Annotated in this window: 24 protein-coding genes and 1 tRNA gene; 11 read left to right on the top strand and 14 right to left on the bottom strand. The window is 64.7% G+C overall.

Translation table 11 applies throughout. The features are described 5' to 3' along the window. The first annotated feature begins 40 nt into the window (after positions 1 to 40). Both Q7J44_RS05010 and Q7J44_RS05015 read left to right on the top strand, forming a co-directional pair. Positions 41 to 1,180, top strand: a complete 1,140-nt coding sequence (locus tag Q7J44_RS05010; RefSeq protein ID WP_304877621.1) for a polysaccharide biosynthesis/export family protein — start codon at positions 41 to 43, stop codon at positions 1,178 to 1,180. Between the two features lie 8 nt (positions 1,181 to 1,188). Beyond that, positions 1,189 to 3,243 (top strand): capsular polysaccharide biosynthesis protein, encoded by a 2,055-nt coding sequence (locus tag Q7J44_RS05015; RefSeq protein ID WP_304877623.1) that lies wholly within the window; start codon positions 1,189 to 1,191, stop codon positions 3,241 to 3,243. Here Q7J44_RS05015 and Q7J44_RS05020 read toward each other — a convergent pair. From Q7J44_RS05020 to Q7J44_RS05030, 3 genes are all read right to left on the bottom strand, one after another. Continuing rightward, entirely contained in the window at positions 3,240 to 3,737 is a 498-nt protein-coding gene (locus tag Q7J44_RS05020; RefSeq protein WP_304877626.1) for a MarR family winged helix-turn-helix transcriptional regulator, read from the bottom strand. The two genes, Q7J44_RS05015 and Q7J44_RS05020, sit on opposite strands and share 4 nt — an antisense overlap. An 80-nt stretch (positions 3,738 to 3,817) precedes the next feature. Then, a complete protein-coding gene (locus tag Q7J44_RS05025) occupies positions 3,818 to 4,096 on the bottom strand; it encodes a succinate dehydrogenase assembly factor 2 (protein ID WP_304877629.1) in 279 nt (92 codons plus the stop codon). Next, complete coding sequence (locus Q7J44_RS05030) at positions 4,093 to 4,506, bottom strand: helix-turn-helix domain-containing protein (RefSeq protein ID WP_304877632.1); 414 nt, start codon at positions 4,504 to 4,506, stop codon at positions 4,093 to 4,095. Before Q7J44_RS05030 ends, Q7J44_RS05025 begins: the two co-directional genes overlap by 4 nt. An 89-nt stretch (positions 4,507 to 4,595) precedes the next feature. Here Q7J44_RS05030 and Q7J44_RS05035 point away from each other — a divergent pair, with 89 nt between their 5' ends. Genes Q7J44_RS05035 through Q7J44_RS05045 form a run of 3 tightly spaced genes read left to right on the top strand, consistent with a single transcriptional unit; the run spans position 4,596 to position 6,592 of the window. Further along, entirely contained in the window at positions 4,596 to 5,798 is a 1,203-nt protein-coding gene (locus Q7J44_RS05035) for a pyridoxal phosphate-dependent aminotransferase (RefSeq protein WP_304877634.1), read from the top strand. A gap of 9 nt (positions 5,799 to 5,807) precedes the next feature. Next, complete coding sequence (locus Q7J44_RS05040; RefSeq protein WP_304877637.1) at positions 5,808 to 6,176, top strand: bleomycin resistance protein; 369 nt, start codon at positions 5,808 to 5,810, stop codon at positions 6,174 to 6,176. Continuing rightward, complete coding sequence (locus tag Q7J44_RS05045) at positions 6,176 to 6,592, top strand: hypothetical protein (protein ID WP_304877640.1); 417 nt, start codon at positions 6,176 to 6,178, stop codon at positions 6,590 to 6,592. Before Q7J44_RS05040 ends, Q7J44_RS05045 begins: the two co-directional genes overlap by 1 nt. Before the next feature lie 3 nt (positions 6,593 to 6,595). Here Q7J44_RS05045 and Q7J44_RS05050 read toward each other — a convergent pair whose 3' ends face one another. The 11 genes from Q7J44_RS05050 to pdxH form a co-directional block, all read right to left on the bottom strand. After that, positions 6,596 to 8,071 (bottom strand): YdiU family protein, encoded by a 1,476-nt coding sequence (locus Q7J44_RS05050; RefSeq protein ID WP_304877642.1) that lies wholly within the window; start codon positions 8,069 to 8,071, stop codon positions 6,596 to 6,598. A gap of 77 nt (positions 8,072 to 8,148) precedes the next feature. Continuing rightward, positions 8,149 to 8,694 carry a molybdopterin-dependent oxidoreductase gene (locus Q7J44_RS05055; RefSeq protein ID WP_304877644.1) on the bottom strand — a complete coding sequence of 182 codons (546 nt, stop codon included), beginning with the start codon at positions 8,692 to 8,694 and terminating at the stop codon, positions 8,149 to 8,151. 181 nt (positions 8,695 to 8,875) lie between these two features. Next, on the bottom strand, positions 8,876 to 9,973 hold the full coding sequence (modC, locus tag Q7J44_RS05060; RefSeq protein ID WP_304877646.1) for a molybdenum ABC transporter ATP-binding protein: 1,098 nt from the start codon (positions 9,971 to 9,973) through the stop codon (positions 8,876 to 8,878). Then, positions 9,973 to 10,671 carry a molybdate ABC transporter permease subunit gene (gene modB, locus Q7J44_RS05065; RefSeq protein WP_304877648.1) on the bottom strand — a complete coding sequence of 233 codons (699 nt, stop codon included), beginning with the start codon at positions 10,669 to 10,671 and terminating at the stop codon, positions 9,973 to 9,975. Before modB ends, modC begins: the two co-directional genes overlap by 1 nt. 10 nt (positions 10,672 to 10,681) lie before the next feature. Then, a complete protein-coding gene (gene modA / locus Q7J44_RS05070; RefSeq protein ID WP_304877650.1) occupies positions 10,682 to 11,443 on the bottom strand; it encodes a molybdate ABC transporter substrate-binding protein in 762 nt (253 codons plus the stop codon). 73 nt (positions 11,444 to 11,516) lie between these two features. Next, a complete protein-coding gene (locus Q7J44_RS05075; RefSeq protein ID WP_304877653.1) occupies positions 11,517 to 11,888 on the bottom strand; it encodes a winged helix-turn-helix domain-containing protein in 372 nt (123 codons plus the stop codon). A 57-nt stretch (positions 11,889 to 11,945) separates the two neighbouring features. After that, positions 11,946 to 13,076 (bottom strand): acetylornithine deacetylase, encoded by a 1,131-nt coding sequence (gene argE, locus Q7J44_RS05080; protein WP_304877655.1) that lies wholly within the window; start codon positions 13,074 to 13,076, stop codon positions 11,946 to 11,948. 285 nt (positions 13,077 to 13,361) lie between these two features. Further along, positions 13,362 to 13,438, bottom strand: a tRNA-Pro gene (locus tag Q7J44_RS05085). A 42-nt stretch (positions 13,439 to 13,480) separates the two neighbouring features. Continuing rightward, entirely contained in the window at positions 13,481 to 13,978 is a 498-nt protein-coding gene (locus Q7J44_RS05090) for a DUF192 domain-containing protein (protein WP_304877657.1), read from the bottom strand. Further along, complete coding sequence (locus Q7J44_RS05095) at positions 13,948 to 14,481, bottom strand: cold-shock protein (RefSeq protein ID WP_304877659.1); 534 nt, start codon at positions 14,479 to 14,481, stop codon at positions 13,948 to 13,950. Before Q7J44_RS05095 ends, Q7J44_RS05090 begins: the two co-directional genes overlap by 31 nt. 114 nt (positions 14,482 to 14,595) lie before the next feature. After that, positions 14,596 to 15,198: a pyridoxamine 5'-phosphate oxidase gene (gene pdxH / locus Q7J44_RS05100; RefSeq protein WP_304877661.1), complete on the bottom strand. Its 603-nt coding sequence runs from the start codon at positions 15,196 to 15,198 to the stop codon at positions 14,596 to 14,598. 110 nt (positions 15,199 to 15,308) lie between these two features. Here pdxH and fabI point away from each other — a divergent pair, with 110 nt between their 5' ends. The 6 genes from fabI (at position 15,309) to trpE (ending at position 22,069) form a co-directional block, all read left to right on the top strand. Next, positions 15,309 to 16,130 carry an enoyl-ACP reductase FabI gene (gene fabI / locus Q7J44_RS05105; protein WP_304877663.1) on the top strand — a complete coding sequence of 274 codons (822 nt, stop codon included), beginning with the start codon at positions 15,309 to 15,311 and terminating at the stop codon, positions 16,128 to 16,130. Between the two features lie 28 nt (positions 16,131 to 16,158). After that, complete coding sequence (locus Q7J44_RS05110; RefSeq protein ID WP_304877665.1) at positions 16,159 to 16,770, top strand: LysE family translocator; 612 nt, start codon at positions 16,159 to 16,161, stop codon at positions 16,768 to 16,770. Positions 16,771 to 16,781: 11 nt separating this feature from the next. Continuing rightward, complete coding sequence (gpt, locus tag Q7J44_RS05115) at positions 16,782 to 17,285, top strand: xanthine phosphoribosyltransferase (RefSeq protein ID WP_304877667.1); 504 nt, start codon at positions 16,782 to 16,784, stop codon at positions 17,283 to 17,285. A gap of 98 nt (positions 17,286 to 17,383) precedes the next feature. Further along, positions 17,384 to 18,577 (top strand): aminotransferase, encoded by a 1,194-nt coding sequence (locus tag Q7J44_RS05120; protein ID WP_304877669.1) that lies wholly within the window; start codon positions 17,384 to 17,386, stop codon positions 18,575 to 18,577. An 82-nt stretch (positions 18,578 to 18,659) separates the two neighbouring features. Further along, a complete protein-coding gene (locus Q7J44_RS05125) occupies positions 18,660 to 20,528 on the top strand; it encodes a peptidylprolyl isomerase (RefSeq protein WP_304877671.1) in 1,869 nt (622 codons plus the stop codon). A gap of 32 nt (positions 20,529 to 20,560) precedes the next feature. Then, the gene (gene trpE, locus Q7J44_RS05130; RefSeq protein ID WP_304877673.1) at positions 20,561 to 22,069 is read left to right on the top strand and encodes an anthranilate synthase component I; all 1,509 of its coding nucleotides are present in this window, start codon (positions 20,561 to 20,563) and stop codon (positions 22,067 to 22,069) included. Positions 22,070 to 22,184: the final 115 nt, after the last annotated feature.

A 22,184-nucleotide genomic window follows, 5' to 3' on the forward strand; every position in this document is an offset into this window, starting at 1 on the left:
GGCAAAACTTGAGGCAAATCCAGTTAAAGGAGCCCGAGCAGTGAACGTGCTTACATCCAAGGGGGCGAAAGCCCTTTGTCTTGTTGCGCTGGTCGCAACCACGGCGGCCTGCGGCTTGCCGCGATCCGGCCCCAGCAAATCCGAGATTTTCAAAGGGTCGGTGCTTAAGGACGGCGATGCCTTCATCGTCTCGGTCAACCCGCGCGTGACCCGGGCCACCGCCGTCATCCCTGCCTTCGGATTTTCCTCCGGGTTCCTGAATGCGGGCGTAGTGGGGTCAGACACCATCAACCCCGGCGACACGCTGGGGCTGACCATATTTGAAAACGTCCGTGACGACCCGCTGCTGGGCAACACCGGCCAGCGGGTTTCTGCGCTGGAAGAGGTGCAGGTTGACGGTCAGGGCTATATCTTCGTGCCCTATGCCGGGCGGATCAAGGCCGGGGGCCAAACCCCCGAAGGCCTGCGTCAGGCCATCACCCGCAAGCTCGACACCCAGACCCCCGACCCGCAGGTCACCGTGACCCGGCTGGCGGGCGACGGGTCGACCGTTTCGGTGCAGGGCGCTGTCGGTACCACCGGGGTGTTCCCCATCGAACGCCCGACCCGCAAACTGTCGGCGATGATCGCCCGCGCCGGTGGCGTGGCGATTGAACCCGCTGTCGCGGTGATCCGCGTCACGCGCGGCGCCCATTCCGGACGGGTCTGGCTGCAGGATCTGTATGCCAACCCGGCGCTGGATATCGCGCTGCGCCCCGGCGACAAGATCGTGGTGGAACGTGACACGCGGGCCTTTGTCGCGCTTGGTGCCACCGGCGCGCAGAACCGCGTGCCGTTTGAAACCCAGACCCTTTCGGCGATAGAGGCGATTGCCATTGTCGGCGGGTTGAACACCAACCTTGCCGATCCGACCGGCGTCTTCGTCTTCCGCAATGAACCGGAAGAAATTGCCAATGCCGTGATGGGCCGCAAGGATCTGCGCGGCGCGCAGCGCATGGTCTATGTGCTGGATCTGACGCAACCCACCGGCATGTTCGAGGCGCGCGATTTCGTGGTGCGCGACGGCGACACGGTTTACGTCACCGAAGCGCCTTTCGTGCAATGGCAAAAAACCCTTGGCGCCATTACCGGCACCGCCGGGGCAGCCAGCTCCCTGTCCGACGTGGGCTCGGGCGGCTGAGGCAGGGCTTGGCACCGCGCCCGGATGACAGACCAGACGCCGCCGGGGACAGTCCCCGGCGGCTTTATCATTACAACGCGGGCTTTCTGCGCGACCGGCATCTGCGCCGCATCCTGCAGCTGTGCGGCCATCAGCTGAAGCTGGGCCTGCCGGGGCCGGGTGATGGCGTGGTGGTCTGGGGCCGCAGCCCCTATGCCCACCGGGGGGAGGCTGTGGCGGCAAAGCGGGGCGTGCCGTTGATCCGGGTCGAGGATGCGTTCCTGCGCAGCGTGCGTCCGGGGCGGCTGGGGGGCGGGCCATTGGGGGTGCTGATCGACCCGCTGGGGGTGCATTTCGACAGCGCAGGCCCGTCGCGGCTGGAGCGGATTCTGGCGACCGACCCGCTTGACAATGCGCATGTTCTGGCGCGGGCGCGCGATGGGATGGCACGGTTGCGGGCATCCGATCTGTCAAAGTACAACATGCACGATCCTGCGCTGCCCGCCCCCGCGCCGGGCTATGTGCTGGTGGTCGATCAGACGCGCGGCGATGCCTCGATCCGGCACGGGGGGGCCACGGCGCAAAGCTTTGCGCAGATGCTGGGCGATGCGATGGACGCCCATCCGCAGGCCCGCATCGTGATCAAGCAGCATCCCGAAACCGCGCTTGGCTTGCGGGCGGGGCATTACTCGGCGGCGGATCTGTCTGACCGGGTGACGCTGCTGTCTTCGCCGGTTTCACCTTATGCGCTGCTTGACGGGGCGATTGCGGTTTACACCGTCTCGTCGCAACTGGGGTTTGAGGCTGTTCTGGCCGGGCACCGACCGCATGTCTATGGCCAGCCCTTTTATGCCGGATGGGGCCTGACCCATGACGCCCACCCCCTGCCCCGGCGCGGGCGCAGCCTGACGCGCGTGCAGCTGTTCGCCGCCGCGATGATTCTGGCCCCGCACTGGTACGACCCGTGCCGCGACCGGCTGTGCAGCTTTGAAGAAGCGGTCGATCAGCTGGAAGCCGAGGTGCGCGCCTACCGTGAAGACCGCGCGGGCCATGTGGCCGTGGGGATGCGGCTGTGGAAGCGCGCGCGGTTGCAGGCGGTGTTCGGGCAGGAAAAACCCGTGGTGTTCCGCGATGTGCCGGGCGACATCAAGGGGCGCGGCATTCTGGTCTGGGCGGGGAAAGAGGTGGATGGGCTGGCACCGCCCGGCGTGCCGCTGCGCCGGGTAGAGGATGGTTTCCTGCGCTCACGCGGGTTGGGGGCCGATCTGGTGCCGCCGCTGTCTTTGGTGACCGACGATCTGGGCATCTACTATGACCCCCAGCGCGAAAGCCGGTTGGAGCGGTTGTTGCTGACCCCACCCCCGCCCGGTGGCCTTGCCCGCGCGGCGCGGCTGCGCGAACGGCTGGTGGGGCTGGCCTTGAGCAAATACAATCTGCAAGGCACGCAACCCGACCTGCCGCCCGGTCACCGCATTCTGGTGCCGGGGCAGGTCGAGGATGACGCGTCGGTCCTGACAGGCGGCGGCGCGGTGCGGACCAACCTTGCCCTGTTGCAGGCCGTCCGGGCGGCGCATCCGGGTGCGGTTCTGGTCTACAAACCCCACCCGGATGTCGAGGCCGGGTTGCGGCCCGGGGCGGTTTCCGCCAGCGAACTCGACGGTTTGGCCGATGTTGTTGCCACCCATGCCGACCCGGTGGCCCTGATCGCCGCCTGTGATGAGGTCTGGACGATGACCAGCCTGCTGGGGTTCGAGGCGCTGTTGCGCGGCAAGCCCGTCACCTGTCTGGGCGCACCGTTTTATGCCGGATGGGGGCTGACGCGCGACCTTGGCCCAGTGCCGCGGCGCCGGGTTCGGGGCCTTGATGGCGGGCTGTTGCCGCGCCCCGGCCTCGACCATCTGGTGCATGCCGCGCTGATCGCCTATCCGCGCTATTATGATCCTGTCAGCCGCCGCCCCTGTCCGGCAGAGGTGGCGGTGGACCGGCTGGCAAGCGGTGATGTGCCGCATCCGGGCTTGGGCAACCGGCTGCTGGCCAAGCTGCAGGGGCGCTTTGCCACCCATGCGCGGCTGTGGCGGCGCTAGTAGATATAGCGGATCTGATCGGTCCAGAACCGTTCCAGCCGTTTCAACGAATGGTTCACCTCTTCCATTCCGGCCGCGTCGATCACCGCTTTTTTCAGCAACACCTCGGCATGGCGCGAAAACAGCTCGTTCAGCACAGTCCGCACCCGCCGCCCCTTTTCCGTCAGCCGCACGCGGACCGACCGGCGGTCAAGTTCTGACCGCTGATGGTGCATATAGCCCAGATCGACCAGCTTTTTCAGGTTATAGCTGACATTGCTGCCCTGATAATAGCCGCGGCTTTTCAGCTCGCCCGCCGTCACCTCATTGTCGCCGATGTTGAACAAGAGCAGCGCCTGAACCGAATTGATTTCCAGAATCGCAAGGCGTTCAAACTCATCCTTGATGACATCAAGAAGCAGGCGGTGCAGCCGTTCGACCAAAGCAAGACTATCCAGATAGCCAACCGTCAGAACCTTGTGCGAGCCGTCCAGAACGGGGGCCTGATGCGTCATGCTTGTCTCCGCCTTCTACCAATCAGACTGCAGAATCGGCACAAACAGACAACATTCGGTAAACCCGAGTCAGGTTTCGCTCAAACCTTACGCAATCTGTCGCGGGCATAGGCTGTGATCTGGTCCAGCAAGGGCGCGATTGCGGGCGCGGGACGGGCCTGTCCGAAGATAAACGCCATCAGATCCTGATCGTTTTCTTCCAGCAGCACCTCGTACACCTCCAGCTGTTCGGGCGACAGATTCGCCAGATGCGCGTCGGCCCAGGGGCCGAGCACCAGATCCATTTCCTTGGTGCCGCGCCGCCAGGACCGCATTTTCATGCGCTTCAGCCGTGCATCCGGGGTCTCTGTCGGGCTCATTCTGCATCCACCTCTTCGCGGCGCAACAGATGATGCAGCCGGGTTTCCATCTGCCCCATATCCTGCGCCAGCGCCAGCATCTGCGCGCGCATCCGCGACAGATCGGCCAACGCCTCAAGCGTTGCAGCATCATGGGTGCCGGGGGCGGATGGGGCATCCAGACCATCGCCTTCGCCGGTCAGCAGCCAGCGGATCGACACGTTCAGCATGCCCGCCAGCATCTGCAGCCGGTTTGACCGCGGCTCTGACGCGTCATCCTCCCAGCCCTGCACCGTGGTCAGGCGCACGCCAAGGCGCTTGGCCAGATCGGGCTGCGACAGGCCCGCCGCCTCGCGTGCGCCTGCCAGCCGGTCGCCGAATGTGGCGACCTCTGCCGAAAACCATGCCGCTGCTGTGTCACTTTCCGCCATCTTGCCTCTCCTTTACGTCGATATCGCTTGATCGGGTCAGGGGGCACCCATAAGACCAAAAGCCGGAAATGACAAATCAGGAGCCGGAAATGCCGTTCTTGTCCGACACGCTGGCGCGCGTGAAACCTTCGCCGACCATCGCTGTGACGACCAAGGCGCAAGCGCTGAAAGCGGCGGGCAAGGATGTGATCGGCCTTGGTGCCGGCGAGCCGGATTTCGACACGCCGCAGAACATCAAGGACGCGGCCAAACGGGCGATTGATGCCGGGCGCACCAAATACACCGCCGTCGATGGCATCCCGGAGTTGAAGGCCGCGATCTGTGCCAAATTCCTGCGCGAAAACGGGCTGACCTACAGCCCGTCGCAGATCACCGTGGGCACCGGCGGCAAGCAGACGCTGTACAACGCGCTGATGGCGACCTGCAATCCGGGTGATGAGGTGATCATCCCGGCCCCCTATTGGGTCAGCTACCCCGATATGGTGCTGCTGGCAGGCGGCACCCCGGTTGCGGTGGTGGCGGGAATCGACACCGCGTTCAAGATCACGCCTGATCAGCTTGAGGCGGCGATCACGCCGAAAACCAAGTGGTTCATCTTCAACAGCCCGTCGAACCCCACCGGCGCGGGCTATACCCGCGACGAATTGCGGGGCTTGTGCGATGTGCTGCTGCGCCATCCGCATGTCTGGATCATGTCGGATGACATGTATGAACATCTGGTGTTCGGCGATTTCGAATTCTGCACACCGGCGGAAATTGAACCCGCGCTCTATGACCGCACGCTGACCTGCAACGGGGTGTCGAAATCCTACGCCATGACCGGCTGGCGGATCGGCTATGCCGCGGGGCCGGTGGCACTGATCCGGGCGATGGGGACGATACAGTCGCAATCCACCTCGAACCCCTGCTCGGTGTCGCAATACGCGGCGCTGGAGGCGCTGACCGGGCCGCAGGAGTTTCTGGCCGAAAACCGCAAGGTGTTTGAGCGCCGTCGCGATCTGGTGGTGTCGATGCTGAATGCGGCCAAGGGCGTGACCTGCCCGAACCCCGAAGGCGCGTTCTATGTCTATCCCGACATCTCGGCCTGCATCGGCAAGGTGACGGCAGGCGGCACGCTGATCACCGATGACGAAGTGTTCGCCACTGCCCTGCTGGAGGAAACCGGCGTGGCGGTGGTGTTCGGCGCGGCCTTTGGCCTGTCGCCCAACTTCCGCGTCAGCTACGCTACCGCAGACGAGGTGTTGCGTGAGGCGTGCAGCCGCATTCAGGCGTTCTGCGCCGCGCTGACCTGAGGGGGTTTCATGGCCGACCGGATCACTGCAAATCTGCCCAGCCGGGATTTTGATGCGACGGCCGCGTTCTATGCTCAGCTTGGCTTTGCAGTCGACTTCCGCAACGACGGCTGGATGATCCTGTCGCGCGGTGATCTGGAGGTGGAGTTCTTCCCACACCCGGATATGGATCCGGGGTCAAGCTGCTTTTCAGCCTGTGTCCGGGTGGATGACCCGGATCAATTGCATAATGACTGGTCAAAGCTGGGGCTGCCGTCCGACCGTACTGCCATACCCCGGATGACCGGCCTGTGCAAATTGCCCGACGCGCCGCGCATGTTCGCTCTGATCGATCCGGACGGGTCGTTGCTGCGGGTTCTCGACAATAGGGACGCATGATGTCAGGTGATCTGCCGGAGTATTACTTCCGCATCCGGGAAAACGGTGCTGCGGTGTTCAGGGTGGATACCGAAAACCGCCAGCGCCGGATCGAGATGGAAGAGATTGCCATCGCCAATGTGCGCAATGGCAATATCAAGCCGCATGGCGACCGCAAGCTGACGCCTGAGGAAACCGCCGTGATCACCAATTGGATTGCGCAGCGCAGCGCGGTTCTGGCAGCGCGCGATGTCGATGACATTCACCGCGCGGTCGATCACCTCAATCTGGTGACGCAATGGGCACAGTCAAAGGCCGATGATGCGCAACTGGACGCGGTGACCGACACGCTGCTGCTGGCGATGCACGATCTGCGCACGGTTCTGGTGCGCAAGAAGGCCGAGCGGCTGATGAACTCGGACCCCGCGCCGGACTAGCGCTCAGGTGCCGCAGAAGGTGACGTAGTCGCCAAAGCCGCTGGGGGCTGGCAGGGCGTAGGCCTCGCGTCCCGGGCGGTCGGCGTAGGGGTCTGTCACTTGCGCCAGAAGCGCGGTGAAGGGGGCCAGGTCGCCTGCTTCGGCGGCCTGCAACGCCGCTTCCACCAGATGGTTGCGCGGGATCACCAGCGGGTTGGTGGCGCGCAGGTGGTCAGCGGCCCCGGCACGCAGCCGGGCGCGCCACAGCGGCAACCACAGATCCAGCTTTGCCGGATCAGTGAACAGCGCGCGCAGCGGGGTGATGTCGTCTGCCGCGGCATCGGCCAGACGGCGGAAGGCAAGCGTCCAGTCCACCCCCTGCCCCTCTATCGCCGCCAGAAACCCGGTGGCCAGATCGGCGTCGCCATCCTGTGCGCCGTCCAGCGCCAGTTTGTCGCGCATCACCGCCAGCCATTCGGCCTGATAAAATGCAGCGATGCCCGACAGCCGGTCATTGAGCACCTGAACCGCCGCATCGGCGTCACCCATCAGCGGCAACAGGCTTTCGGCCAGCTTGGCCATGTTCCAGGCCAGAATATGCGGCTGGTTGGCATAGGCATAGCGCCCCTGATGATCGATGGACGAAAACACCGTGCCCGGAGCATAGTCTTCCATGAAGGCGCAGGGGCCGTAGTCGATGGTCTCGCCCGACAGCGCCACGTTGTCGGTGTTCAGCACCCCATGCACAAAGCCAAGCCCCATCCACGCCGCCACCAGCCGGGCCTGCCGCGCGATCACCCGGTCAAAGAACGCGAGCACCCTGCCCTCCTGCCCCACAAGGTCAGGATCATGCCGCGCGATGGCATAATCGACCACCCGCGCCAGCGTGTCATGATCGCCCCGTGCCGCCCAGAACTGCAGCGTGCCGACGCGCAGGTGGCTGGCGGCCACACGGGCCACCACGGCCCCCGGCAGACGCCCCGCCTCGCGCCGGACATCTTCGCCGGTCAGTGCCACGGCAAGACTGCGGGTGGTGGGCACGCCCAGCGCCGCCATCGCCTCGGATATCACATATTCGCGCAGCATCGGGCCAAGTGCTGCCTTGCCATCGCCGCCGCGCGAAAACGGGGTGCGGCCAGAGCCTTTGAGCTGGATATCCCAGCGCTGCCCGTCGGGCGCGATGTGTTCGCCCAACAGATGCGCCCGGCCGTCGCCAAGCTGCGGCGAGAACCCGCCGAACTGGTGCCCGGCATAGGCCAGCGCCACCGGGGCGGCCCCATCCGGCAGGCTGCCCCCGGCAAACCAGCCGGGGTTTTGCGCCAGCACATCCGCTGCCAGCCCCAGATCTGCCGCAAGCGCCCGGTTCAGGACAAGGATCTGCGGCGCAGGCGCGGCATCGGGGTCTTGCGCGACACAGGTGCCGGGCAGATCTCGCGCCCAGGAATTGTCAAAGCGGAACCCGCTGTGGCGCAGGGCAGAATGCGGTGTCTGGTCGGTCATCGGTGCTGATATCCTTATCGCAGGCAGCGCAGCTGCGTTCCTGCCGATATGGGGTATGGGCGGGCAAACGCAACCCGTCAGTCCAGAACCTCGATCCGGGTCAGTTGCCAGATCGACCGGGAATAGCTGACCTCATTCTTGTAGGCGCTATTCACATCATAGGGGTAGATCATCCACAACGGCCCCTTGTCGCGCGGCGACAGGTCTTTTCCATCCATGCGGAACGCCAGCATCGGACCGCCATCCACCGCCTCGGATACGGGGATTTCGACGGCATAATCGTTCAGCGCCGTCAACCGCAGGGTACGTCCATCGGCACCAAGATGCGCCAGCAGGCGCGCCAGTTCCACGCCCTGAAACTCGCTGGTGCCATCGGTCCAGATCGTGCCGGTGTGCATCGTCACCACGCCGATTGCTTCGATCATGGCCTTGTCCAGCGCGGCTTCGGCATTGCCATTGGTCCGCGCAATATCGCCATGCACAGTCAGGATAACCGCACCGCTGGGCGCGGGCAGCGATCCCGGCGCAGACTCGGCCATGGCCGTTCCGGCAAACACCCCGGTGACACAGCCTGCCAGAACAGTTGCCCGTCCCCATCCCGTCCAGCGACCCCGAGTCATCATTGCGCTTCTCCCCTTGCACAGATCTTGGGATAGCGGATCAGTTCCGGCTGATCTCCTATCCAAACGCATAGGAAAACGCCGGATCTGTGGGAAAACACGCATAATTGCACTGCCAAGTCAACGCAAGTGCCACCGCGCCGTGCCGGGCAAGGCCCGCCGAGGCAAACCGGGACAGCCGGGACTAACCGGCAATGCCGGTCGGGGTGGTCACATCCTCGGGCGCGGGGGCGACGGATTTGATGACGGCATGGGCGCGCATCCCGGGCGCAAGCCCCATCATATCCGCCGAGCGGCGGGTGATCCGGGCCAGCACGGCACCGGCGGGCGTGATCAGGCGCACCATGACACCGGGGCCGTCGCCCTGATGCAACGACTCGATGGAGCCGGGCAGGATGTTCAGCGCCGACAGGCCGACAGGGGCCGCGCGCGACAGGATCACATCATGCGCCGCAATGCGCAGCCGCACCGGGCTGCCGGGCGCGGCACTGATATGCGGCAGGAACAACGGGATGCCGCCCGCGTCCAGCTCGCTCAACCCGTCCGGGTGGTGGCGTACCAGCCTTGCGCCGATCACCGCACCGGCCCCGCGCACGCCAATGGGCATCAGCGCCGGATCGCCCAGCACATCAGACGCAGGGCCAATGCCGGTCACCCGTCCCGCATCAAGGGCCACCACCGTCGTTGCCACCCGTGCCACTTCGGCGGGGGAATGGCTGACGTAGAGGATCGGCACCTTAACCTCATCGCGCAACCGCTCGAAATACGGCAGGATTTCCGCCTTGCGCGCTTCATCCAGCGCCGACAGCGGCTCATCCGCCAGGATCAGCCGTGGTGCGGCCAGCAGCGCGCGGCCAATCGCCACCCGCTGCCGCTCGCCCCCCGACAAGCCAGCGGGGCGGCGGTGCAGCAAGCGGCCGATGCCCAGCATGTCGACCACGCGGCCCATATCTTCGCGGTGGGCAGATTTGGGCGCGAACCATGCCCCATAGGACAGGTTCTGCCGCACGGTCAGATGCGGGAACAAGCGCCCTTCCTGAAAGATATAGCCCAGACGGCGGCGGTGCGGCGGCAGGTTCACGCCCTTGCCCGTATCCAACAGGTGCCAGCCGTCCACCGACACAAGGCCCGATCCGGGCCGCAGCAGCCCGGCCACTGCGTTGACAATCGTGGTCTTTCCCGACCCCGACCGGCCAAACAGCACCGTCACACCGGGGGGCGCGTCAAAGGCCACGTCCAGGCTGAAATCCCCGATCCGATGCGTCAGCGCCACCCGCAGCATCACGCCCCCGCAATCTTGCGGGCCACCGCGCGGCTGACCCATTCCGACAGGAGCAGCGCCGCCATGGCGATGGCAATCGCCACCCAGACCAGCCGCGCCGCCTGTGCATCGCCGCCGGGCACCTGCAGCAGGCTGTAGATCGCGGTGGGCAGGGTCTGGGTCTGGCCGGGGATGTTGGACACGAATGTAATCGTCGCCCCGAACTCCCCCATCGCCTTGGCAAAGGCCAGAATGACCCCGGCGATGATGCCGGGCAGGATCAGCGGCAGCGTAACGGTCAGGAACACCCAAGGGCGCGAGGCCCCCAGCGTGCCCGCCGCCTGTTCCAGCTTTGGGTCCACCGCCTCAATGGCCAGCCTGATGGCGCGCACCATCAGCGGAAAGGCCATCACCGCCGCCGCCAGCGCCGCCCCGGTCCAGCGGAAGGCAAAGACAATGCCGAACCATTCCTCCAGAAATTGCCCCACCGGCCCGCGCCGCCCGAAGGTGATCAGCAACAGATACCCCGTCACCACCGGCGGCAGGATCAGCGGCAGATGCACCAGCCCGTTCAGCACCTGCTTGCCCGGAAACTCCCACCTTGCAAGCGCATGCGCGGTCAGGATGCCCAGCGGCAGGCTGAGCAGCACCGCCCAGAACGACACTTTCAACGACAGCGCAACTGCGCGCCATTCGTCGGGGGAAAGCCAGTCAGCCATGCGCGCGCCTTCAGTTCAGGATCTTGAAGCCTTGGTCGGCAAATCTGCTTTTGCCCGCGTCCGTGCTGAGCGCATCGAAAAACGCCCGGTCCGCCGCGTCTGCAGCCGTGGTCAGCAGGGCACCGGGGAACACAATGGGCGGATGGCTGTCCGCGGGAAAGATGCCGACGATCCTGACACGCGGGTCCGCCCCCGCATCGGTGGCGTAGACGATGCCATAAGGGGCCTCGCCCGCCGCCACAAAGGCAAGGGCCGCGCGCACATTGTCGGCTTGCGCCACCGATGGGGCTATCGCGTCCCAGACGCCAAGGCTTTGCAGCGCCGCCTTGCCATATTGCCCGGCAGGCACCGCATCGACCATTCCCATCGCCAGTTTGTCATCGCCCAGCAGTCCGGCCAGATCAAAGCCGGGCATGATCTCAACCGGGGCGGCATCGGGCCCGCCAATCAGCACCATTTCAGTGCCGAACAGGTCGCGCCGCGACTGTGGCACCAGCAGCCCGGCCTGTTCCACCGCGTCCATCCAGTTTTCGGCGGAGGACAGGAAGATATCGGCAGGCGCACCGGCAATGATCTGGCGGGCCAGCGCATTTGATCCGGCGTAGCTGATGGTCACCCTATGGCCGGTTGCGGCCTCAAAATCCGCCGCCACCGCATCCAGCGCGGTCTTCAGCGCGGCGGCGGCGAAGACCACCACCTCCTCCGCCTTCACCGGGGCGGCAAGGGACAGGCTGACCGCACAGGCAAGCAGCGATGTCCGGGCGCGGGTCATGGGGCCATCCTGCTTTGGGTTTCTGATATGGTCTGGAAAACATATCGCAGGAAGCAGCGCTGTGACACAAGCGTTATTTTCCGTCGGGAATATCGCGCAGCAGCGCCGTGAACGCCGCCAGCTGCGCGGCCCCCGCCTTGGCCGAGTCTGCCTCGAACCCGCGATAGAGCTGCAGGACCTGCCGCCCGGTATTGGTCAGCACCGCGCCGCCACCGCCCGGCCCGCCGCGTGTGCTGCTGACGACAGGCGTGTGAAACATGGCGTTCAGCGTGCCGATCAGCTCCCACGCGCGTTTGTAACTCATCCCCATCTCGCGCCCCGCCGCCGCGATGGACCCGGTCCGGTCAATCCCCTCCAGCAGGTCAGCCTTGCCCGGCCCCATCATCTCGGCCTCGCCAAAGACGATACGGATGCGCAGGCGGGGGCTTTGGGGGTCTTGGTCCATCGGGCGAGAGTCCTGCAAATTATGGCGCGTGGCAAGGGGCCGGACCACTGGCACCACCTAGCAAAGCTCCTCCCCCAGCCGCTGCAGCATCTGGCAGCAGGCCGCCAGTTCCGCGCGGGTGATGAATTCGTCGGGCCGGTGGGCGCGCAGGATCGACCCCGGACCGCAGATGATCGACGGCACACCTGCGGCATGGAACAACCCGGCCTCGGTGCCATAGCTGACCGATGGCAGCACCGGCTGACCGCTCAGGTGTTGCAGCAGGTCCGCCAGCGCCGGGTCTTCCGGTGGTGGCAGGGCGGGGTAGCTGCTCAGCTCGCTATGCGTCCCCCGCAGCGCCTTGCCCTCTGCCACCAGGTCTGCCAGTCGCTCCAGCACCTGGGCCGTGATCGCCTGCGGCGAGGTGCCGGGGACCGAACGCACCTCCATCTGCACCCGGCAGCGGTCGGGGATGATGTTGACCGCCGACCCGCCCTGCACCACCCCGGCGACAAGCGTGGAACCGGGCGGCGAAAAGCGCGCATCAAACGGGCCGTCCTCGGCCAGCCGCGCCGCCAGATCGCGGATGAACAGCATCAGCTCCGCCGCCGGATAAAGCGCGTTCAGCCCCAGATCGGGCTGCGCCGAATGCGCGGCGCGGCCCTCTATCACCAGCTCCACCGCCTGTTTGCCCTTGTGCGACAGCACCGGGCGCATATCGGTCGGCTCACCCACGATGCAGCCCAGCGGCGGCGCGCACAGGTCCGGCAGCCTAGCGATCAGGTGACCCACGCCCCGGCAGCCGATTTCCTCGTCATAGGAAAACGCCAGATGGACCGGGCGCTGCAAGGGCATCGCCTGAAAGGCGGGCACCATGGCGATCATGCAGGCGAGAAACCCCTTCATGTCGCTGGTCCCCCGGCCAAACAGCCGGTCCCCCTCGGCCCGCAGCCGGAACGGATCGGAGGTCCAGACCTGCCCCTCCACCGGCACCACATCCATATGGCCTGACAGGATATAGCCCGGCACATCGCGCGGGCCGATGGTGGCGAACAGGTTCACCCGGTCGCCCTCTGGCCCCGCAATCACCGTGCACTCCACCCCGTGCCGCGCCAGATGGCCCTGCACACAAGCGGCCATCCGGGCATTGGACTGGCCGGGCAGGTCTGGGATCGCCACCAGATCGGCCAGAATCTGTTCAGCTGTCATCGGGTCTTCCTTTGCGTCCGCAGTGCCGCATCATCGCGGCCCCGGCGCGCTTGGCAAGGCCCCGGGCACCCGGTGCTGCGTTTCGCGCGCGAAACAGAAGCCACCGACTCGCCTGCGCGGTAAAACCAAGGCCCCGCGCGGCAGCTTTTCTCACACCCGCCAGAGGTCTGCCCACGCCTTTGGCGTCAGGGCATGGCAGTGCGCAGCGAAAAGACCAGCGACCAGCCTGACGCTTTGCCCATGCCCATCGGGCCGGGGTTAAGACAATTCTGACAAGATGGAAAATGGTCGGGGCGGAGGGATTCGAACTCTCGACCTACGGTACCCAAAACCGTCGCGCTACCAGGCTGCGCTACGCCCCGACTGAGAGGGGTCTTAGCGAATGCCGCCGGGGATGAAAAGGGCTATTGTGCACAAGACCATGCCGGATCGACAATTGCCGGGTGCCGCAGTTCCGCGCCGGGAGAAATTCCCAGCCGCGCGGCCAGCCCCCCGTTGATTTCCAGCACCAGTTTGACCCCGTCGCCGCCGTCGATCGTGGTCAGATCCTGCGGCTGGGCATTGGCATGCACCTTTGTCACCCGGCCCGAGGCATCGGCAAAGATCATGTCCAGCGGGATCAGCGTGTTCTTCATCCAGAACGTGGCGCGGCGGGGGCTTTCATAAACGAACAGCATCCCCGCCGACCGTGCCATGGACTCGCGGAACATCAGCCCGCGGCTGCGTTCGGCATCGGTATCGGCAACCTCGACAGCAAACCGCGCCTGACCGCCCGGCCAGCGCAGTTCCACCTGATCGTCGCGACACCCGGCCGAGACGGTTCCCACCGTCAGGGCAAGGGCCGCAACGGCCCCGAGGAGCCGGTACCCGGTCAGCGCTCTGTGCGCGATGCTGCTTCCCATGATGCCACCTGTACCGCCATGCGTCCGCGCTTGCCGTCGATGATCCGCAGGCAAACCGCTTCGCCTGCTTGTAGATCGGCAAAGCCCGACATGCGCAACACTTCGACGTGAATGAACACATCATCCTGGCGGCCAAACACATTGGCAAAGCCGAATCCCTTGGCCTTGTCGAACCATTTCACACGGGCGGGTTCAAGCGTCAGCACGGCAATCTCTTCGGCTGTCATCAGATTGCCTTCATCGGCAAGGGGCAGAACAGCCCCCGCCGGTGCCTGCACCGACACAACCTCAACCGCCTGCGCGCCGCGCGCACTTTGCTGCACGCGCACCGTAATCATCGCCCCGTCGGACACCGAATTCTGGCCATAGTTCCGCAACACATTGGCATGCAGCAGAATATCGCTTTCCGTCTCGTTCGAGACGATGAACCCGAACCCTTTTGCAGGGTCAAACCATTTCACGTGGCCATGCACAATATGCGTGACCGTATCTTCCTCAGTCATAACAGAGCCGTTCCCCAGATTGACCCCCAGCGCCGTCTTGACGCTATTCCAGAGCAAGTTTCAAGCATATTTCCGGAAGATTTGGCTATATCCTCGTGCCGAAAAATACGGCGGTCAAGGATTTAAACGCACAATCCCCCACGGATCCTGCGCCGTCTGGCGACTCCAACGAAAACGATCATGAAGCCTGAAAGCCCCATCCGCCCAGAACTCTATCTCAACCGGGTGCAGACGGAAACCTCCCCAAAAGGATGGTCGGGGCGGATGTGTGCCTTTGGTCACCGTCAGCTTAGCCACCTCGGCCATCAGGTGTTCGCGGCTGGACAGGGGTTGCGACTGCTGGCTCGCCCAGGCTCCCAGCCGCGATTTCAGGCTGCGGCTGGCGTAGTATTCGTCGGCCTTCGGCCCCTCTTCGCGCTCGGTCACACCGCGCACCCGGATCTGCCGACGCAGTGATTTCCAGTGCATCACAAAGGCCGCCTTGCCCGAGGCCTCTATCTCAACCGCCTTTTTCGACTGGTAATTGGTGTAGAACACAAAGGCGTCGTCCTCGATCTCTTTCAGCAAGACCATGCGCACATTGGGCATCCCGTCCGGGTCCACCGTGGCCAGGGCAATGGCGTTCGGGTCGTTCGGCTCGCGCGCTTCGGCCTCGGCCATCCAGGCCCTTGCAATGGCAAACGGGTCATCGCCCGCAAAAATTCCGCCCCGGTCCATGATATCTGTCCTTCCCTTGCGCGAAAGCCGCCCGCAGCCTCTGGCTTGAACGCGCTTTGCCTTTCGCCTACACGTCTATCTCAAAGCGAGAAATGTGCGAGGGGCAACAGATGTCAACAGGACTTATGGCGGGCAAGCGCGGGCTGATCATGGGGCTTGCCAATGACAAGTCCATTGCATGGGGCATCGCCAAGACCCTCGCCGAGCATGGGGCCGAACTAGCGTTCTCCTATCAGGGTGAGGCGCTGAAAAAACGCGTGGGCCCGCTGGCGGCATCCTTGGGTGAGCCGCGGCTGTATGAATGCGATGTCGCCAGCGAGGACAGCATGGACGCGCTGTTTGCCTGGCTGGAAGAGCAATGGGGCACGATCGACTTTGTGGTCCATGCCATCGGGTTTTCCGACAAGAACGAATTGCGCGGCCGCTATGTTGAAACCAGCCGCGCCAACTTCCTGATGTCTATGGATATTTCGGTATATTCGTTCACCGCCGTCTGTCAGCGCGCCTCAAAAATCATGACAAAAGGCGGCAGCCTGCTGACCCTGACCTATTACGGCGCAGAAAAGGTCATGCCGCATTACAACGTGATGGGCCTGTGCAAAGCAGCCCTTGAGGCATCGGTGAAATACATCGCCGAAGACCTTGGCAAGGATGGCATCCGCGTCAATGCCATAAGCGCCGGACCGATCAAGACACTGGCCGCCAGCGGCATCGGCGATTTCCGCTACATCATGAAATGGAACGAGCTGAACAGCCCGCTGCGCCGCAATGTCACGCAGGAAGAGGTGGGCAAGGCCGCGCTCTATCTGATCTCCGACCTCGGCTCAGGCACCACGGGCGAGAACCTGCATGTCGATGCGGGCTATCATGTGGTGGGCATGAAGGCGGTGGATGCGCCCGATATCGACGTGGTGACGGGGCGTGGCGACTAAGGCCGGGCGGTAGGAAAAGGCGGGCGCGATGACACTGGCGGCGTTTCTTGCGGTGGCGGCTTTGCTGACCATGGGCGCGGTCAGCCCCGGCCCGGCTGTGCTGATGTCGGCGCGCACCGGCGTGACCGAAGGGCTGCGCACCGGGTTTTTCCTTGCCCTTGGCATCGGCCTTGGCGCGGTGATCTGGGCGGCACTCGCGCTGTCGGGTCTGGCGGCGCTGTTCAAGATCGCCCCGGCGCTGCTCTGGGCCTTCAAGATCGCGGGCGGGCTTTATCTGATCTGGATGGCGGTGCAGATGTGGCGCCACGCCGCTGACCCGCTGCCCGACACCACCGGCCTGCCGCCGCGCTCTGCCCTGTCGGCCTTTCGTCTGGGGCTGGTCACGCAGCTGTCAAACCCCAAACCCGCCATCGTGCTGTCGGCCATCTTCATCGGCACCGTGCCACCCGGCACGCCGTTCTGGGTGCTGGTCTGCCTGCTGAGCTTTCTGTTCACGGTGGAAACGCTGTGGAACACAATCGTCGCCCGCGTCTTTTCCCTGCCCGCCACCCGCCGCGCCTATGTCGGCGCGAAATCCGCCATGGACCGCAGCTTTGGCGGTCTTCTCGCCCTGCTCGGTGCCAAAATCGCCGCCACCTGAAGGAGCCTGCCATGAATGACCGCCTGCCGCATGAAAAGGGCTTCCACGTCAGCTGGGACCAGATCCACCGCGATGCCCGCGCATTGGCATGGCGGCTGGATGGCAAGGGCCCGGACAATGGCGGCTGGCGCGCCGTGGTCGGCATCACGCGCGGTGGCCTCGTGCCCGCGATGATCGTCAGCCGCGAACTCGATATCCGCGTGGTCGACACGATCAGCGTGAAATCCTACAGCCATCAGAACCAGACCGAGGCGCGGGTCATCAAATCGCCGCAACCCGAGTTGATGGGCGATGGCACCGGCATCCTGATCGTCGATGATCTGGTCGACAGCGGCAAGACGCTGGAACTGGTGCGCAACCTGTACCCAAAGGCGCATTTCGCGACCGTCTACGCCAAACCCTCGGGCCGCCCGCAGGTCGACACCTATATCACCGAGGTCAGCCAGGACACCTGGATCTTCTTCCCCTGGGACATGGCCCTGCAATACGTGCAGCCCTACCGCGGGACGGACTGAACTTGCACCTGACCCCTCCTATCATCTGTTTCTAAATATCCCACGGGGGTCCGGGGGTGTGATACCCCGGTTCCGCCACAAGCCAAAAGGCGCCGCCGATGACCCACCCGCTCAACCCCGCCATGGCTGCCACCGAAGCCCCCCCGGTGATGGAGGCGCGGCGTTGGTTGCAGGGTGTCACCCATCCCGCCGACCGCCCGCTGATCAATGTCAGCCAAGCCGCCCCGGTCGAGCCGCCGCCCCTTGCCCTGCGCCAAGCGATTGCGGATGCGGCGCTGACCAATGATGCAGCACATCTTTACGGTCCGGTGCTGGGCCTGCCGGAACTGCGCGCCGAAATTGCCGGGCAATGGTCCGCGCTCTATGGCGGCAGCATTGATGCCGCCGAGGTGGCGATCACGCAAGGCTGCAATCAGGCGTTTACCGCCGTCATGTCCACCCTCGCCGGTGCGGGGGATGAAGTTATCCTGCCAACCCCTTGGTATTTCAACCATAAAATGTGGTTCGACATGCAGGGCGTACACACCGTGCCGCTGGACACCGGGCCGACGCTGATCCCCGATGCTGATCTTGCGCGCCAGCTGATCACCCCGAAAACCCGCGCCATCGTGCTGGTCTCGCCCAATAACCCGGGAGGGGTGGAATACCCGGCGCAGACACTGACAGATTTCCGCGATCTGTGCCGCACCCATGGAATTGCGCTGATCGTCGATGAAACCTACCGCGATTTTGACAGCCGCCATTCGGTGGAACTGGGCGGCCGGCCGCATGATCTGTTCGCCGATCCCGACTGGTCTGACACGCTGATCCACCTTTACAGCTTTTCCAAAGCCTACCGGCTGACCGGCCACCGCGTCGGCGCAGTTGTGGCCAGCACATCCCGGCTGGCCGAGGTGGAAAAATTCCTCGACACCGTCGCGATCTGCCCCGGCCAGCTGGGCCAGATTGCAGCGCTGTGGGGCATGCGCAACCTTGGCCAATGGGTCGCGGGCGAACGGGATGAGATCCTGAGCCGCCGCCGCGCGATGATCGACGGCTTTGCACAGCTGGACGGCTGGCAGCTTCTGGGCTGCGGCGCCTATTTCGCCTATGTCGCGCATCCGTTCGATCTGCCGTCGGATCAGCTGTGCAAACGGCTGGTGTCAGAGGCGTCCATCCTGATGCTGCCCGGCACCATGTTCCAGCCTGCAGGCTCTGCGGCGGGCAGGCAGCAGATCCGCATCGCCTTTGCCAATGTCGATGCTGCGGGCATCACGCAGCTGTTTGCCCGGCTGAAAGCCTTTCGCGCCTGACATGCTCTTGTTTCGCCCCCCTCTTGTTCCCTTATGCCTTAACGCATAGACAGTCGCAAAGCAGGTTCCAAAGGGGCGGATGATGGCCAAAGACAGCGAAGATACCCCGCGCAAAAAAGGCAAGGGCAGCCAGATTGTGGTCTGGGCGCTGATGGCCATGCTGGTCGTCGGCCTTGGCGGCTTTGGCGTCACCAATTTTGGCGGTGGTCTGACCAGCATCGGCCGGGTGGGTGATCGCGAGATCGACACCAACACCTATGCCCGCGCCCTGCAACAGGAACTGGCGGCGCTGACCGCCCAGTTCGGCCAGAATGTCAGCTTTGCGCAGGCGCAAAGCCTTGGGGTGGACCGGCAGGTGCTGCAATCCATCGTCGCGCAGACCGCGCTGGACAACGAGGCGGACCGGGTCCGCCTGTCGGTGGGCGACGCGGTGATCGCGCAGCGCATCACCGAGACCCCGGCGTTTCAGGGCACCTCCGGCCAGTTCGACCGCGAAAGCTATCGCTTTGTGCTGGGCCGCAACAACCTGACGGAAAACGCCTTTGAGGCCGGGCTGCGCGCCGATGTCGCGCGCCAGCTGCTGACCGGCGCGGTTGCGGGCGGCTTTGTCGCCCCTGCGCCCCTGACCGATACGCTGTACAACTGGGTCAGCGAACGGCGCGGCTTTTCACTGCTGCAACTGACCGGCGATGATCTGACAGCCCCGCTTGCCACACCCGATGATGCGGCGCTGCAGGCGTTTTACGACGCCAATATCGCCGCCTTCACCGCGCCAGAGGCCAAGCGCATCCGCTATGCCGCCCTGCTGCCGGATGAAATCGCCGCCGATGAGCCGGTCGATGAAGACACCCTGCGCCGGATGTATGACACACGCATCGCCGAATTCGTGCAGCCCGAACGGCGTCTGGTCGAACGGCTGATCTACCCGTCGGCTGAGGCCGCGACCGACGCCAAGGCCCGGCTGGATGCGGGCGAAGCGTTTGAGACGCTGGTGGCAGAGCGCGGGCTTGATCTGGAGGACATCGATCTTGGCGATGTCTCGCGGGCCGAGCTGGGGGATGCCGGTGACGGTGTGTTCGCGCTGGACGCCCCCGGCGTGGTGGGTCCGTTTGACAGCGATCTTGGCCCGGCGCTGTTTCGGATGAATGCCATCCTGTCGGCGCAGGAAATCAGCTTTGAAGATGCGCGCAGCGATCTTGCCATCGAAATGCAGACCGACGCCGCCCGCCGCAATATTGCCGACCGGGTCGAGACGATTGATGACATGCTGGCCGGTGGATCATCGCTGGAAGAAGTGGCGCAGGAACAGGGCATGACCATCGATACGGTCGATTATGTCGCCGCTGAAACCGCACCCGAAGGCATTGCCGCCTATCCCAACTTCCGCACCGCGGCGAATGCCTTGGCCGCGGGTGACTTCCCCGAAGCGGTCCTGCTGGCCGATGGTGGTGTCGTGGCGATGGAATTTGTCGAACTGGTGCCAGCGGCCCCGATCCCGTTTGACGCCGCCCGCGACGATGTGCTGGCAGCCTATACCGCCGATGCCACCGCGAAGGCTCTGGCCGACCGCGCCATCGCGGTGAAGGCCGAGGTTGAGGGCGGCGCGTCGCTGGGGGCCTTCGGCATTGTGCAGCGCACCGCCAACATCTCACGCGAGGGTTTTGTCGAAGGCGCACCGCCGGAACTGCTGGCAGCGGTTTTTGCGATGGCACCGGGCGACGTGCGGGTGATCGAAGGCCCGGGGTTCACCGGCGTCGTGCGGCTGGACGAGGTGATGCCCGCCCCGCAGGACAGCGAAGATGCAACCGCGCTGAAGGCCGCAATTGCGGCACAGGTCGAACAGGCCCTGTCGCAGGATGCGCTGCAACTGTTTTCCAACGCGCTGACCGATGAGGCCGGGATCTTCCTTGACCAGAACGCCATCAACGCCGTCAACGCCCAGTTCAATTGACCGCCCATACCTTTGGCCGAAAGCCCTGACCGATGATCCTTTCCCCCAGTTTTGAAGAGTTTGAACGCAACTGGAGCCGGGGAAAGAACCAGCTGGTCTGGGCCCGGCTGGCCGCCGATCTGGATACGCCGGTCAGCCTGATGCTGAAACTGGGCGAGGCGCGGCCCGATACCTTCATGCTGGAATCGGTGACCGGGGGCGAGGTGCGGGGCCGCTATTCCATCGTGGGGATGAAGCCCGATCTGATCTGGCGCTGCAACGGCGAGCTCTCTGAAATCAACCGCGAAGCGCGGTTTGATGCAGCCGCGTTCCGCCCGCTGGATGGCCACCCGCTGAAAACCCTGCGCGACCTGATCGCCGAATGTGCGATCGAGATGCCCGACGGCCTGCCCGCCGTGTCGGCCGGGCTGTTCGGCTATCTGGGCTATGACATGATCCGGCTGGTGGAAAACCTGCCGGATGTGAACCCCGATCCCATCGGCCTGCCCGATGCGGTGCTGATGCGCCCCACGGTGATTGCCGTGCTCGACGGCGTGAAGGGCGAGGTGACGCTGGTCTCGCCCGCCTGGGTGGCAGGTGGCTTGTCGGCGCGTGCGGCTTACGCGCAGGCGGCTGAACGGGTGATGGACGCCCTGCGCGATCTGGACCGCGCCCCCCCTGCGCAGCGCGATCTGGGACAAGCCGCGCCGGTGGGTGAGCCGGTGTCGAACTTCACGCATGACGGCTACAAACAGGCGGTCGAAAAGGCAAAGGATTACATCCGCGCCGGGGATATCTTTCAGGTGGTGCCAAGCCAACGCTGGGCGCAGCGGTTTGAATTGCCGCCCTTTGCGCTCTACCGCAGCTTGCGCCGCACCAACCCGTCGCCGTTTCTGTTCTTTTTCAACTTCGGCGGCTTTCAGGTCATCGGGGCCAGCCCCGAAATCCTTGTCCGCCTGCGCGATGGCGAGGTGACGATCCGCCCCATCGCCGGCACCCGCAAACGCGGCGAGACGCTGGAAGAGGACAAGGCGCTGGAACTGGACCTGCTGGCCGACCAGAAAGAGCTGGCCGAACACCTGATGCTGCTGGACCTTGGCCGCAATGATGTGGGCCGGGTCAGCCGCGTCGGCACCGTGCATCCGACCGAAAAGTTCACCATCGAACGCTATAGCCATGTCATGCACATCGTCAGCAATGTGGTGGGCCAGATCAAGGACGGCGAAGACGCGCTGTCGGCGCTGCTGGCCGGTCTGCCTGCGGGCACCGTCTCGGGCGCGCCCAAGGTCCGCGCGATGGAAATCATTGACGAGCTGGAGCCGGAAAAGCGCGGCGTTTACGGCGGCGGCGTCGGATATTTCGCCGCAAATGGCGAAATGGATTTCTGCATCGCCCTGCGCACCGCGGTCCTGAAAGACGAGACGCTGTATGTGCAGGCCGGGGGCGGCGTGGTCTATGACAGCGACCCGGAAGCCGAGTTTCAGGAAACCGTCAACAAATCCCGCGCCTTGCGCCGCGCGGCCGAAGATGCGGGCCTGTTTGCACAAAGCGGCAATCGCTGACACGCCCGCACACAGGGCTATCACAAGGCTTTGACAGATCGTAACAGGGTTTGCATTGCGTTTCAGCGTGCTTACTTGATGATAGCTACAGCCTGCTGGCGACCCGGCGCGTATC

This window comes from Pseudotabrizicola sp. (assembly GCF_030656345.1).
GTDB lineage: Bacteria > Pseudomonadota > Alphaproteobacteria > Rhodobacterales > Rhodobacteraceae > Pseudotabrizicola.

What these genes read in the sequence shown, in the direction of transcription:
- Q7J44_RS05020 (WP_304877626.1), bottom strand. Translation starts at nt 3,737, where the DNA reads ATGACGCATCAGGCCCCCGTTCTGGACGGCTCGCACAAGGTTCTGACG.
- Q7J44_RS05025 (WP_304877629.1), bottom strand. Translation starts at nt 4,096, where the DNA reads ATGAGCCCGACAGAGACCCCGGATGCACGGCTGAAGCGCATGAAAATG.
- Q7J44_RS05030 (WP_304877632.1), bottom strand. Translation starts at nt 4,506, where the DNA reads ATGGCGGAAAGTGACACAGCAGCGGCATGGTTTTCGGCAGAGGTCGCC.
- Q7J44_RS05035 (WP_304877634.1), top strand. Translation starts at nt 4,596, where the DNA reads ATGCCGTTCTTGTCCGACACGCTGGCGCGCGTGAAACCTTCGCCGACC.
- Q7J44_RS05040 (WP_304877637.1), top strand. Translation starts at nt 5,808, where the DNA reads ATGGCCGACCGGATCACTGCAAATCTGCCCAGCCGGGATTTTGATGCG.
- Q7J44_RS05045 (WP_304877640.1), top strand. Translation starts at nt 6,176, where the DNA reads ATGTCAGGTGATCTGCCGGAGTATTACTTCCGCATCCGGGAAAACGGT.
- Q7J44_RS05050 (WP_304877642.1), bottom strand. Translation starts at nt 8,071, where the DNA reads ATGACCGACCAGACACCGCATTCTGCCCTGCGCCACAGCGGGTTCCGC.
- Q7J44_RS05055 (WP_304877644.1), bottom strand. Translation starts at nt 8,694, where the DNA reads ATGATGACTCGGGGTCGCTGGACGGGATGGGGACGGGCAACTGTTCTG.
- modC (WP_304877646.1), bottom strand. Translation starts at nt 9,973, where the DNA reads ATGCTGCGGGTGGCGCTGACGCATCGGATCGGGGATTTCAGCCTGGAC.
- modB (WP_304877648.1), bottom strand. Translation starts at nt 10,671, where the DNA reads ATGGCTGACTGGCTTTCCCCCGACGAATGGCGCGCAGTTGCGCTGTCG.
- modA (WP_304877650.1), bottom strand. Translation starts at nt 11,443, where the DNA reads ATGACCCGCGCCCGGACATCGCTGCTTGCCTGTGCGGTCAGCCTGTCC.
- Q7J44_RS05075 (WP_304877653.1), bottom strand. Translation starts at nt 11,888, where the DNA reads ATGGACCAAGACCCCCAAAGCCCCCGCCTGCGCATCCGTATCGTCTTT.
- argE (WP_304877655.1), bottom strand. Translation starts at nt 13,076, where the DNA reads ATGACAGCTGAACAGATTCTGGCCGATCTGGTGGCGATCCCAGACCTG.
- Q7J44_RS05090 (WP_304877657.1), bottom strand. Translation starts at nt 13,978, where the DNA reads ATGGGAAGCAGCATCGCGCACAGAGCGCTGACCGGGTACCGGCTCCTC.
- Q7J44_RS05095 (WP_304877659.1), bottom strand. Translation starts at nt 14,481, where the DNA reads ATGACTGAGGAAGATACGGTCACGCATATTGTGCATGGCCACGTGAAA.
- pdxH (WP_304877661.1), bottom strand. Translation starts at nt 15,198, where the DNA reads ATGGACCGGGGCGGAATTTTTGCGGGCGATGACCCGTTTGCCATTGCA.
- fabI (WP_304877663.1), top strand. Translation starts at nt 15,309, where the DNA reads ATGTCAACAGGACTTATGGCGGGCAAGCGCGGGCTGATCATGGGGCTT.
- Q7J44_RS05110 (WP_304877665.1), top strand. Translation starts at nt 16,159, where the DNA reads ATGACACTGGCGGCGTTTCTTGCGGTGGCGGCTTTGCTGACCATGGGC.
- gpt (WP_304877667.1), top strand. Translation starts at nt 16,782, where the DNA reads ATGAATGACCGCCTGCCGCATGAAAAGGGCTTCCACGTCAGCTGGGAC.
- Q7J44_RS05120 (WP_304877669.1), top strand. Translation starts at nt 17,384, where the DNA reads ATGACCCACCCGCTCAACCCCGCCATGGCTGCCACCGAAGCCCCCCCG.
- Q7J44_RS05125 (WP_304877671.1), top strand. Translation starts at nt 18,660, where the DNA reads ATGGCCAAAGACAGCGAAGATACCCCGCGCAAAAAAGGCAAGGGCAGC.
- trpE (WP_304877673.1), top strand. Translation starts at nt 20,561, where the DNA reads ATGATCCTTTCCCCCAGTTTTGAAGAGTTTGAACGCAACTGGAGCCGG.